Raw genomic sequence first — 13,233 nt, 5'->3', positions numbered from 1 at the left:
AGATTCCGAGTTACATTGAAAATCGGAGCAACAAATAAAAAACCGCCCCACAAGGCGGTTCACTTCTAGTTTGTTCACTTCTAGTTCTGTAACTGTGCAAGAATCTGCGGGTCCTTGATCTTTTTATCTTCAGCGAGCAACATCACCTTGGACAGAATCTCAGCTGTTCTCGGATCTTCATCGAGGAATGGCAGGAAGATTCGACCCCGATGCTGACTGTGCACCGGTACGATATGAAGTGCACCAGTGGCTTGTTTGAACACATTACCACTTCCCAGATGAACAGCATACTCACCCAATTCACCATCAATTCGTGCGTAATTCCCGTCCAGACGTACATTGTCGATCTTCAGCAGACGCAACGACTCATTCACAATGACATGACGCATCTCGATTGTTGTCAGGCTGGCCTCCGGATCTACGCCTCCCACATGTGCAACACTGACCACAAGATCGATATCACGCATGACTTCGGAGAAGAACGTCAGCGGCACATCTTGCAACGCTACAGGTTTGTAACTCTTGCGATCGTAGAACTGAACCGTCTCCAAGGTAGGTGCTTCGGTATCTGCTGGTGAGAACCAATCTGCCATGGCATAGAGATTCGCGATCAGATTGTGCTCATAACTTACCTTCTGCAGACCTTCCTCATAACTGACAGTCCATTGGCGTCCTTTAAGCAGAGCTACTGCTTTTTTCGGTTGAATCTGATACCCGGCATATCGGCGGGACACCGTACCATTAGCCAATTCGTCCTCGTTAGGAAGATATAGCTCACGGAATACCTGCTTGAACGGCTGACGCTCCTGACGGGTGAACAGATCCCGCTGGAATTCACTCCAGCTTCCGCTCTGATACAGATGAAGCGGATGAGCAATCAACAGTTGATCCTGTTCCGCTAGTGCATGGATCGTATCCTCCGGCCCTGGAGCAACCAAACCACTGGACGATACATCGAATCTTCCCGTCTTGTCACCTGACTGGAAGACAAGTGTTCTTACCAGCGGTTGTATAACCGGATTTTGCATCAGACTCGCAATTTCCTCACGTTTAAAGGACGTTCCAGCAGTCATCGAACGTTCCAGCTCCTGTCGTGCCCGGCGATACTGATCCACCAGATCCGATTTCAGCTCTTTCAGTTCAGCGATATATCCATCTTTTTTGAACCGGGCAGGTACAGATTTGAGTGTCTTACCTTTACTAACGATAACCATCTCGGGTTGACCTTCCTCATCGATGACCAATTGCGCTGTCGTATCAGCATCCAATGCATGAGGTTCAAAAAAGGATTTCATCTCATCCAACTTACGTGCTTCCATGTCCCACATCAGCCGCGTAACATCGGCATAACCTGCATTACGAGCAAGATTGCCCAGTGCAATCTGCGATGCCACACCTTCACTGGCACGGCGTTGCGCACCGAATTGTTTGCTCTGCATCAGAAACTTCTGAATGAAGTCGTATCGCTCACGCAGATCCTGTTCGCGATTTACAGCGAATGGAATCAAACTGTAGGTTAACAAGTGATCCTTGTTTCGCTTGTCTGACACGGACTCACGCATATCGTCCAGTCGAAGCTTGCCTAGTGCAGCATCTGCGAACAATTGGGATCTGCGGTGGTTGGATCCCCCGGAAATGTACTTGGCACAATCGTATAACAGATTGAACCGTTCCTCCCCGACAGCAGCATAGGCTTCTTCAAACCAAGCGATATCAAACGCACCTTCATTAAAGTCCTGTGGTGAGATTGGAGAATAGTGGGCCACGATGGTTTCTTTCTCCGCAGTAAAGCGTTCATTAATATGAGCATGGAAGTACCAGGCCGCACTGCGTAGACCTTCCCATCCCAGATGTTTCGCTACAATCTCCATCCACTGCGGGGCGTACATGGCTGCTTCCAGCAATTTCTTCTCATTCACCGGATACTTCTGGAGCAATTCCCCAAGACGCTTCTCATCTTCTCCATCTCGTGGATGACAATTCTGAATTAGATAGCTAAACGTCTCTTTACGTGTTGTGTTGTCCCCATAACTATAGATATATCCACGGACAAATGTATCCTGATCCATCGCCGAGACCAGATGTACCCAGTGTTCCATGCCTTCAATTCGATCCAGTTTCATGGCAAGTGTGCTTACTTCTGTAGAGAGTTCTCCCCGGGTCAGCTCAATCTCCAGAATGCGATCGACCACCGCATCTCGCAATTGAACAAGCTTCGGATCACTCGCGATCATTTCTGTACGAGTGGATGTTAAGTCCCGAATAAACAACTGACGATTCCCACCGACCAGCACCTGTCGATATATCTCTTGATCATCAATCAGGTTCAACTGGTACGCACGCAGGAAATCTTCAAGTGACAGTAAAGACAGCGGTTGACTACTCTCTACAAGACTGGTGAACTGGTAAGCTGTCTGGAAGAAACGTTTGAAGCTGTTATCGTCATGGATTTTGCCGCGAACTACATAATTCCAAGGTCCAGTCAGAATATGAAGCATGCCTGACTCTTTTTCGAGTCGATCAGCAGGCATACTTGCGATGATGGAGGCCCAGGTTTTCTCAGCTATTTCAAACGTGTCGATCGGATCGCTATCCTGAAATGCCGCCGATATCAGTGCCACTACCTGATCCTTATATGTTAACGAATCCAGCATCTGCTGCAGCTTTTCGATGTCATCCAGAGGATAGATCCGTTCGGCAAACGACTTGCGCCAGCCTTCCAATAACGGAATCTTCTGCAATTCGTCATAGTCATACTGCTCACGGAAATAACTGTAATGGTCGCTCAAATTGCCATTGAACTCCCCGAGCTGTATAGCCATGTATAGCTGCATCAGTTCCACACTGTTGAACTCGGCATGTTGAATATAGTTCTCCCATACGTCATGAAGTGGGAACTGTTCCATCTGCTTCATTTCATTCCGCTCTCCATATGGAACCTTGGAGCGAAGACTCGCTCCGACTAACAATGTGTCTTTATAGCCAGCGTAGTATTCCACTTGATACTCATAATCCCTGTGTTCATGCACTAATTCACTAAGTCCCTCCAGAAATGGTCTGGTCTTATCCAGAGAGAGTGTAAAGATATCCTTCGGATTATGGCCCTTGAGATCACGCTTCTCATCCAGCAATGGCTCACGTCGCTTCGGATCAAATAAACCAAATCCATTAGAGGCTGTGTAACGACTGCCCTGATCGGTCAGCTTATCCAACAGTTTCTGTTCCTTGGCAGTGGGTGTCTCAATCAGCTGCGCCAATGGCTGCAATTGATCCTGCTGATCTATCCGCTCTGGATCTGCCGCAATCTCGGTCAATAATTCTAGCGCACCCAAGCGCTGCAGTTCACTCTTGGCCTGCAAAAGTCGCTTCAGCGAGACCTCCAATTGGTCCACGGGTTGCAGTAACAATACATGAATGACCTTCTGACGAAGTGAGCCTGTTTTGAGCTTCATCAACGCCTCCATCTGTTTCATCTCATCAACCGTCAACGTGAGCAGCTTCGCTTTGGCGAGTGCACTCTCCCGATTACTGATGCTTTTATCAGATAAACTCTCAAACACAAACTGTCTTTGCACCTCATTATCGGGATGCAGAACAAACTGGGACAACAGTTCTCCGCGCAGTTCCGGGCTTAATCGGTCCTTGATTGCGATGACCTCCCCGATCCATTCCGGGTCCATATCATAAGCGGCCAAATATAACATTTTCTTGACTACATCATCCGTATCAATCCGGTAGTGAACATACTCAAGTACACCCGATGGTCCACCTGACCCGCCTTTTGGAATGGCAGCCAGCATCTGTTTGAACCGATCAAAGTCCTGACGCCGCAAGGCCTTATCTCCAAGAGCAGGCAATGGCCACACGTAGACGCTACGCTGATTCTCTCCATTCTCAAAACTCCAGTTGTACATATACATCGCATCATAGTTGGTCACAATCCAGTGCATCAACTCGGTATCCTGCGCCTCCAGATAACGACGTGCAATGTCCAAACGAAGCTCCCTGTTCTGGCTGTTAGCCAGTACATATTGAGCAACAATCTTCTGATATAACTGACCTTGATCCATAATCTCGATTATCTTGCTCTTCAATTCATTCTCTTCAATGACCGCTGTCGCCCAAAGACTGATAAAGAGTTTGTTGGCGTTAGCTTCCTGCTGCCAGGCCTCGCGTACTTCTGGTTGCACAAGCGCCTGATAGGCCTGTTCAATCAACTGCGCCGCAACACGTTGGTTGGCTGCTTCTATACCGATCCCCGTCCATACGGCAAGCGCTCTTACCACGGAACTGAAACGAATCAGGTTGTTGTCGATAATGATTTTTAATATGTAAATATAGGCTTCCAGTGTCCCTTCATCCATCCGCTCCACAATGCTTTGGCGCAGCCCTTCCTGCAACCTTGCTGCAACGAGCAACTCACCCACCATCTGATAGGCATCCGCCTGATCGCTCATGAATATACCTTTGATCATTTCATGGGTTAACAGCGCCGTCTGATTGTCACCATAGATAATATCGTGCAGTGCCTGCTTCATATCTCCGCCCTGATGATCCAGTTCATAAGCGATACAATCCGCCAGAACCCAACGGATCTCATGCAGATAATCCAGCTTGTACTCACGAAGTGACACATATTCTTCCAGGGAGAAATTTTTCATTTCCATTCGGAACAATCCCATCAGTTTACGGATGACTTGTTCTACATGCTGCTCCGGATCGGATGTGCGGAAAGGGCGGCGTTCATAGTTGTTACTGTATGGGAAACAAGTCGCACGCTCTGCGATATAACGGAATCGTGCAACCAATGACTCGCTCGCCAGATGCTGGAGCACATCCAGTAGTGGCTCGAATAATGGTTTCTGTGTTTCTGCAGCCAACCTTCCAAGCAACTTATCAGTATTCAAAAACATCTTTTCGTCTCCACGTAAATACGTAGACCCGGCGATCTCCACAACATAGCCTGCCAGCTCAAGCTGTACCCCTGTTAACGACTTGGCTCTTTCCTGCAATCCATCCATATACACCTGTACTTGCTCTTCCTGATTCATCCTGTTCTCCTCCTTCATCGTTCTCTACCACAGACGTCCGGCTAGCATTGTAAAACGAATAAACACCACGTTATCTCCGTCTTTTACAACAAGTGACTCATCCAGTTCCTGCAATTCTTCATCGTTGAGAAACACTTTGTACAACCCATCCTCATATGCGGTTATAGCTGTCTCCATCGCAACTTCCAGATCAGGAACACCCTCATTGTATACTGCGCCAAACCCGACTTTCCCCACCGCTCCTTGCGCGTCAATATCATCCGGCATCAGGTAGGCGAACAATTCTGCCTGTTGTTTCTTGTCCTGATGCGCTTTTACTTGTACAGCCACCATGTTCTCAATGAGCTGCCTTAACGTATGAGTTGTTTCCGGAAGTTCGGCAGCTTGCTTGGCAAGTACCGGCTTGCGCTTGCCCAGACTTTTTACCGTTATCCATACGTTCACCGCATTCCCTCCCTTGTCCTGCTCTATTTGAAGAAGCTTCCATAAGCCCCGATATCTATACCACGATGCAGAATAACCTAAACTCGAAATGACTATCTGTCTCTAAATAAAATATAAAATACGTACATATGTACCCCTAATGAACATCATAACTAAAATTCAATCCATATTCATGAGCCAATCCTCATGTTTACGTGGAACCACGGAACTATGGCCTACTTGCGTACATATACGCAAAAAAAGCCGCACAGTCTCATATAAATATGGACTGCGCAGCCGCTAAGCTACCATTAGAACAGTTTATGACGCCTGAGAACCTTTAATAAATTGAAACCTCTATGAATCATCTTACCAAGCGCAAAGGTCGAATGGTTACAGCTGCTGTCTTGAACCCAGGCATCCGGCAGAACGGATCCAGCTCTGGTCTGGTGGCCCGATTCACATTCTGAATGCCGCCCCAATGCATCGGAACGAACAAGGTATCCTCCCGAATCGAATCTTTGATGCGCGAACGAACCGTGAAGCTTCCGTACGTCGATTGAATCTCAATCCACTCTCCATCGTGAATACGATAACGGGCAGCCGTAGCCGGGTGAAGTTCAACAAAGTTCTCCAATTCACGAGCTGCCAATGCCGGACTTCGATGTGTCTGCACCCCTGTAAGATAATGAGGCAACACACGCCCATTGGTGAGAATTAAGGGGAACTCCGAAGATATATCATTCCAGCCCGGGCTGGATTCAAATGTGAATGTCGCTTTGCCGTCCGGGTGAGCGAATCGTTCACCGAACAGCAGTCCTTCTCCCTGATCTTCGAGGGCAGAACACGGCCAGTATACCCCTTTCTCGTTACGCAAACGCTCATAGGTAATGCCATAGTAATCAGCCACTCCGCCACGACTCGCCACCCGAAGCTCATTAAAGATATCCTCAGCAGTGTCATATTCAAAATAAGAAGCTTTACCCAATTGCGCGGCAATCCGGCATATTATATCCCAATCATCGAGCGTTTCTCCCGGCGCAGGCCGCCCCTGTTCACGAAGCAGAACACGCCCCTCCAGATTGGTCAATGTACCTTCATTCTCCATATAAGATGTAACCGGCAGAACCAGATCAGCCATTCGCGCTGTCTCGGACAGAAACATGTCTGCCACGATCAGAAAGTCCAGCTTGCGCAGACCTTCTTCCACCAAACGCACATTGGGGTTGGATACGACCGGGTTGGAGCCCATCACAAGCAATGCCCGAATCTCCTGATCATGAACCTTTTCCATCATCTCATAGGCCGAGACCCCTTTACCCGGTAAACTTGCAGGGTCCACGCCCCAGACCGATGCCACATAGGCACGATCGGCTTCATTTTCAATGGAGCGATAGCCCGGCAGCTGGTCAGCCTTTTGCCCATGCTCCCGTCCGCCTTGACCATTTCCTTGACCTGTGATGGCACCATATCCGCAGCCTTCTCTGCCAATTTTGCCAGTTGCCAGCACCAGGTTCAAAAAGTGTCTCACTGCCATATGTCCATCCGTCTGCTGCTCCACACCACGTGCTGTCATGATCATGCCTGTCTCTGCCTCACCGTATGCCATCGCCGCCTGACGAATCAGCCCCAGATCAACCCCGCACGCTTGTGCCGCCTGTTCGAGTTGCAGATCAGCCAACCCTTGTATCAATTGATCGTAACCATGCGTTCGTTCACCAATAAAGTGAGGATCTATCAATCCGGCATCCATAATCACCTTCAACATGCTATCCGCCAGCAGAGCATCCATGCCAGGCTTCACCTGCAAATGAAGGTCGGCAATGGCAGCGGTTGCCGTCTTGCGTGGATCAATAACGATAATGAACGCCCCGTTCTCCTTGGCTTGATTGAAGTATGGAAGAAGGGTAGGTTGGCATTCTGCAATATTGGTACCTGCGAGTACTATACAACCTGCCTTGGGAATATCGGACAGACGGAACGTCAATCCACGGTCCATCCCAAACACTTTACTGCCAGCTGAAGCCGCAGCTGACATGCAGAACCGTCCATTATAGTCGATATACTTTGTCCCCAATGCAACCCGGGCAAATTTTCCGAGCAGGTAGGCTGTCTCATTGGTCAAAGATCCGCCTCCGTAGACTCCGACCGTATCTGCTCCGTATGAATCTTTCAAGTCCTGAAACCGCTCTGCGATGGTCTGAATGGCCTCCTTCCAGGAACAGGGTTCAAGCTCGCCATTACGACGAATGAGCGGATGCATTAATCGTTGACCACTGAGCGCATGTTGATGAGCATTCATGCCCTTCACACACAACCTGCCCTGAGAGGCTTCATTCGGAACACCCTGAACCGTATACTCACCACGACGCTGGCCTGCAACAGGTGCAGCCAGTTCTTCAACAGTCATCTTGCACTGCACACTGCAATACGGACACTGGGTTTCCTTTACATACAGCTTGGAGGCTGTTGGTTCTGAACTCACGGATAATCCCATCTTTCCATCCCCGCCTTTCATCTATATATCAGCTTGAAGTGTAGCTGCAAGTTCCTTCTGTAACTGGTCATCCAGCAGCGTTTCCCGAATCGACATGAATCCCAATCGTTCCGTCCATGCCCATAACGGCTCATCATACCAAGCGGTTTGGCGATACCATTGAAGACAGGCTGATGCGAGTGTGGCCGCTTGCACCTCTGTTTCAGCCACCCCAATCAAGCCACCTTGTTTGACCGGATGCTCTGCATGACCGCCTGCGTAGATCTCCCACCCAGCTGGTGAAGCCAACAAGCCGATATCCTGCACCAGTGCGCTCACCAATGATCCCGGCCCTGGTGCGACTCCTACATTCACGGGCGACGGCATTGCTGCGCCGATCCAACTCGCACGAAGCTGTGCAGCCAGCCCCCTGGCATCTCTTGCATAGGATGAAAGCGGGATCTGATCATCCCAGCGTACCTGAATCTCTGAGTGACCTTCCAGCTCTCGAACAACCATCGTTCCACCGGATACCTGTAAGTAATAATGAATTACGGGACGACATACCGAGCAACCAAGCTCCGAACCCCAACCCAGCTTCTGCAAGATCAAAGATATGTCTGGTAGCCCTGTCTCCAGAACATTGATGTCAGCCAGTATTCCCTTCAACTCTGCATGCCCAAGATCCGTACAACTGCAAACAGGCATTGGAGCAGGTTTATCTGGTGTGGCTACCACGCCAGTACCCCCGTTATTTTTCAGGTTATGCGTATGTTTCAACAGAGCAGCCACCATCGGGCGACAGCCACCGCATGAACCTGACGCCTTGGTCTGCTCCTTCACCTGATCTGCCGTCTCGAGACCCTGTTCCTGAATAGCTTTCATAATGGCAGCCTTGGTCACATTGTTGCAGGCACAGACATTCTCCTGAGCCGATAATGCCGCAGCAGCTATCTCAGCAGGGTCTGGGGCGCCTTCACGCGGAGCCAATTCCGCTACATCTGCGCCTCGTTGCACAAGTCCAAGCAATGCCGTTCCTTCGGTTGTATCTCCAAATAAAATGGCTCCACGCACTTTGCCAGCCTGCATCAGTACTTTTTTATATGTGCCATGAATGCCATCCAGATGTTGAATTGCGGTCTGCATGCCTTCGCCGCTGATCTCACCCGCCGAGAAAACATCAACCCCCGATACCTTCAGCTGTGAATATGGAATAGATCCTTTGTATTCAGGCGTTTCCTGTCCACAGAGCGTACGTGCGAGCACCTTCCCCTGCTCGTATAAGGGGGCCACCAGACCATAACTGATTCCCCGATGTTCAGCACATTCCCCAACTGCGTAAATACCCGGTACACTGGTGCGCATATAGTCATCTACCATAATTGCCCGATTGGTGGCGATTCCACTTCGTCTGGCCAGGTCCACATTTGGCCGAATTCCTACAGCGACAATGACAACCTGTGCTTCAAGCTTGGAACCATCTGTGAACTGAAGGCCCTGGGCCTGCGATCGCCCGGTAATTTTCTGCGTATTTTTGGCCAAAAGAAAGGACATTCCCTGCCCTTCAAGTTCCTCCTGAAGCATCGCGGCAGCCTTCTCATCCAACTGTCGGTTCATAATGTAAGGTGCGTTATGGACCACCACAGCTTCCATGCCCAGATGCAGCAACCCGCGCGCAGCCTCCAGCCCAAGCAATCCGCCACCAATGACGGCGGCCTTACGATATGTCTTCGAATATTCAGACATGCGCGTACAATCATCAATCGTTCGGAAGGACATGACCCGCTCTTTATCAATCCCCGGAATCGGTGGGATAAAAGGTGATGACCCTGTCGCCAGAATCAGGACATCATAGGTTTCTTTTAGTCCGGATTCCGTCTCTATATATTTTCCACGGGTATCAATGCGGTGTACCGTTTCACCTGTACATAGCCGTATATGATGCTCGGCGTACCAAGTCCAATCATTGATAATGATATCCTGTAACGAATGCTCACCCTGCAATACTTTTGATAACATGATCCGATTGTAGTTGGGACGGGGTTCATTGCCGTAGATTACAATCTCATACGTATCAGGCTCCAGTGCGATAATCTCTTCGACACACTTCACTCCTGCCATGCCATTCCCGATAATCACCAGTTTGCTTCTACTCATGGGCTGCCCCCTATCTCTCTCACCTGAAAATAAACAGAAAAATCCCTTCTCCATGATTCGGAAAAGGGCACCGTTGCCTCCGGAATCCACACGCCTTTGTGTAGATTCATATTAGATTCAGATTAAGGGAATCCGAATCTAATGTCAACTAAATTAACATTAAAAATGCGAATAACGATTAAAAAACGAAATATTCAAAATTTCATGTAATTTATGTTGACATATATATTTTCTCTTGATTATAATTTGAATCAAAATCACAGTGCTGTGATCAACTCAGATGCGGGAACACAATGACGTGTACCGCCTGTCGGCAACGGGGCCGCAAATCGTTCAGATCTGGACGAATTGCGGCCTTTTTCTGCCTCAACAAGCACATAGACAAATCACGAAGATCTCAATTGGATGAGGAGCGATGATGGATGATGGAGAGCAAAAGTTTTTGGAAAAGCGGGCATAAGCCCACCCTCTTCGGGGCGTTTATGTATTTTGACATCAGTTTTATGATATGGGGGATGCTTGGTCCACTCGCAGTTGTCATAGCATTGGACTATCCGATGACTCCGCTGGAAAAGGCCAATCTGGTCGCATTGCCTATTCTCGGCGGCTCCATCCTGCGGCTTGTGCTTGGCTTCATGTCTGATTATATTGGTCCGAAACTGACCGCACAGATCGGGATGCTCGTCACCTTAGTTCCTTTGTTACTCGGCTGGTTATGGGTCGACTCTTTAAGCCAACTGTACGTGGTGGCACTCTTGCTTGGTGTCGCAGGCGCCTCCTTTGCTGCTGCGCTACCTCTGGTAGGCCAATGGTATGGCAAGGAGCATCAGGGTCTGGCCATGGGTATTGCCGGGGCGGGTAACAGCGGAACCGTACTCGCGACGTTGTTTGCCAATCGCTTGGCTACGCATTTTGGCAGCTGGGAAGTTGTGTTCGGACTTGCTATTATACCGATTGTTATTGTATTCATCCTCTTTTCTATCTTTGCCAAGAATAGTCCTAACCGGCCTGAACCCAAGAAATTGGCCCAATATGGAAGTCTGCTTAAACAAAAAGATGCTTGGGTATTCTGTGCCTTCTATTGTGTAACCTTTGGTGGTTTCGTTGGATTATGTAACTATCTCACCATCTTCTTCAACACCCAGTATGGGCTCTCTCCAGTTCGTGCCGCTGACATTACCACCTTCTGTGTAATCGCAGGCAGTTTCTTCCGGCCTGTAGGGGGTTATCTGGCGGACAAAATTGGTGGAACCCGCATGCTAACATTCCTGTACACAGGAGCCTGCATCATGTTAATCGGAGTATCCTTCATGCCACCGCTTCCTGTGGTAGTAGTCATGTTGTTCCTCGGTATGATGTGTCTGGGAGCCGGAAATGGCTCCGTGTTCCAACTGGTTCCCCAACGTTTCGGCAATGAAATTGGCCTGATGACAGGTATTGTGGGTGCCGCTGGCGGATTGGGCGGGTATGCACTGCCGCTGATTCTCGGTCAACTGTATAGCAGCTATCAATCCTATACACCAGGTTTTGTCATTCTTAGCCTGATTGCAGCAGCTTCCCTGTTCCTGGTTCTCTTCATGCAATCCCGCTGGCGTGTGAGCTGGTTGAGCCGAGGTAACAAAGGCATGACGGAATCGACATCCCTTTCTTCCTGAGCAACCACTCGGCCGTTAACCAATGGTACGGTGTATGTGGATGATCCCGAAGTCGAAGTAAGCAAAGAACAGCGCAGCCCGATGGGGCTACGCTGTTCTTTATGCTTAAAGCTGCTTTTTTGCTTAAGATGAATACTTTTGAAGAACTATAACCGCATTATGACCGCCAAAACCAAAGGAATTAGACATCCCAATCCGCAAATCCGCTTTTCTTGCCTCGTTTGGCACATAATCCAGATCACATTCGGGGTCCCTCTGCTCCTGATTGATGGTTGGAGGAATGATGCCATGCCGCAGACTTTGAATAAGTGATATCGCCTCCGCACCACCTGCTGCACCAAGCATATGTCCCGTCATGGACTTATTCGCTGTGACCGGAATATCATAGGCACCTGTCCCGAAAAGTTGCTTAATCGCTCTTGTCTCAGACAGATCACCTGCCTCCGTACTGGTGGCATGAGCGTTAATTACATCAATGTCCTCAGGCCCAATCTGAGCTTCTTTCAGTGATGCTTTCATCGCCAGATATGCACCCCGTCCTTCCGGATGGGTAGCTACCATATGATACGCATCTGAACTGGCACCATATCCTATCACTTCGGCAAGAATATTCGCCCCTCTTGCTAAAGCATGAGACAGTGATTCCACAACCAGAATTCCAGCACCCTCCGCCATGACAAAACCGTCTCTCCCTGCATCAAATGGACGGCTGGCTGCTTGGAACGCTTCATTTCGTGTAGACAACGCTGTCGCATTACCGAAGCTTGCCAGTGACACTTCGGTTACAGCCGCTTCTGTTCCTCCAGCAATAATGACATCGGCTCCGCCATGACGAATTAATCGAAAAGCCTCTCCAATGGCTGTATTGCCAATGGAACAAGCTGTTACTGGCGACAATGTCGGCCCCCAGCAACCAAACCTCATACTGACCATAGCTGCCGCCATATTGGATATCATCATAGGTACCAGTGTTGGGCTGACTCGAGCAGGTCCCCGATCTGACAGGACCTTGCCTTGTTCCATCAATGTCTGGATGCCACCTATGCCTGAACCAATATATACACCTACCCGTTCACGGTCCAGTTCATCCATCACAAGACCCGATTGTGATACAGCCTGATCCGCAGCAGCAACAGCAAATTGAACGAATCGATCCATACGTCTTGCTTCCTTGCGTCCAAAACGCTCTTCACCATCAAAATCACGGACCACTCCTGCGATTCTGGTTTTGTACGAAGCTGTATCAAAATGTTCTATAGGTGATACACCTGATCTACCCTCAATTAATCCATTCCAGAATGTATGTACATCATTTCCCAAAGGAGAGATGACTCCCATACCTGTAATCACGACTCGTTCCATGTCCATCCTCCTTCAGCGCTGTTGTCTACCTTACTCTTACGCTCTGCCACTAATAGTGCACTTTTGAATATCCTATTACAAGTTGTCAATTATAATAGTATAATGACTA

Annotated in this window: 6 protein-coding genes; 1 reads left to right on the top strand and 5 read right to left on the bottom strand. The window is 48.9% G+C overall.

Features of this window, described 5'->3' with window-relative positions; translation table 11 throughout:
• Positions 1-80: 80 nt before the first annotated feature.
• The 4 genes from MHI48_RS04830 to nirB form a co-directional block, all read right to left on the bottom strand.
• Positions 81-5,051, bottom strand: coding sequence for a DUF4132 domain-containing protein (locus MHI48_RS04830; protein WP_076329793.1), 4,971 nt, complete (start codon positions 5,049-5,051; stop codon positions 81-83).
• A gap of 24 nt (positions 5,052-5,075) precedes the next feature.
• Positions 5,076-5,495: a hypothetical protein gene (locus MHI48_RS04825; protein WP_076329794.1), complete on the bottom strand. Its 420-nt coding sequence runs from the start codon at positions 5,493-5,495 to the stop codon at positions 5,076-5,078.
• Positions 5,496-5,838: 343 nt separating this feature from the next.
• Positions 5,839-7,971, bottom strand: a complete 2,133-nt coding sequence (locus tag MHI48_RS04820) for a molybdopterin oxidoreductase family protein (RefSeq protein ID WP_076329820.1) — start codon at positions 7,969-7,971, stop codon at positions 5,839-5,841.
• A gap of 21 nt (positions 7,972-7,992) precedes the next feature.
• Positions 7,993-10,107 carry a nitrite reductase large subunit NirB gene (gene nirB, locus MHI48_RS04815; RefSeq protein WP_405143206.1) on the bottom strand — a complete coding sequence of 705 codons (2,115 nt, stop codon included), beginning with the start codon at positions 10,105-10,107 and terminating at the stop codon, positions 7,993-7,995.
• Positions 10,108-10,532: 425 nt separating this feature from the next.
• On the opposite strand from nirB, the gene MHI48_RS04810 reads away from it, so the two are divergent.
• A complete protein-coding gene (locus MHI48_RS04810; RefSeq protein WP_405144585.1) occupies positions 10,533-11,762 on the top strand; it encodes a nitrate/nitrite transporter in 1,230 nt (409 codons plus the stop codon).
• A 123-nt stretch (positions 11,763-11,885) separates the two neighbouring features.
• Here MHI48_RS04810 and fabF read toward each other — a convergent pair whose 3' ends face one another.
• Positions 11,886-13,124, bottom strand: a complete 1,239-nt coding sequence (fabF, locus tag MHI48_RS04805; RefSeq protein WP_076329796.1) for a beta-ketoacyl-ACP synthase II — start codon at positions 13,122-13,124, stop codon at positions 11,886-11,888.
• Positions 13,125-13,233: the final 109 nt, after the last annotated feature.

It is taken from the genome of Paenibacillus sp. FSL H7-0942 (genome assembly GCF_045040715.1).
Taxonomy (GTDB): Bacteria; Bacillota; Bacilli; order Paenibacillales; family Paenibacillaceae; genus Paenibacillus; species Paenibacillus amylolyticus.
This window is presented reverse-complemented; position numbering and strand designations above follow the sequence as displayed.

Coding starts and splice junctions, on each gene's coding strand:
- MHI48_RS04830 (WP_076329793.1), bottom strand. CDS start 5,051: ATGAATCAGGAAGAGCAAGTACAGGTGTATATGGATGGATTGCAGGAA.
- MHI48_RS04820 (WP_076329820.1), bottom strand. CDS start 7,971: ATGGGATTATCCGTGAGTTCAGAACCAACAGCCTCCAAGCTGTATGTA.
- nirB (WP_405143206.1), bottom strand. CDS start 10,107: ATGAGTAGAAGCAAACTGGTGATTATCGGGAATGGCATGGCAGGAGTG.
- MHI48_RS04810 (WP_405144585.1), top strand. CDS start 10,533: ATGGAGAGCAAAAGTTTTTGGAAAAGCGGGCATAAGCCCACCCTCTTC.
- fabF (WP_076329796.1), bottom strand. CDS start 13,124: ATGGAACGAGTCGTGATTACAGGTATGGGAGTCATCTCTCCTTTGGGA.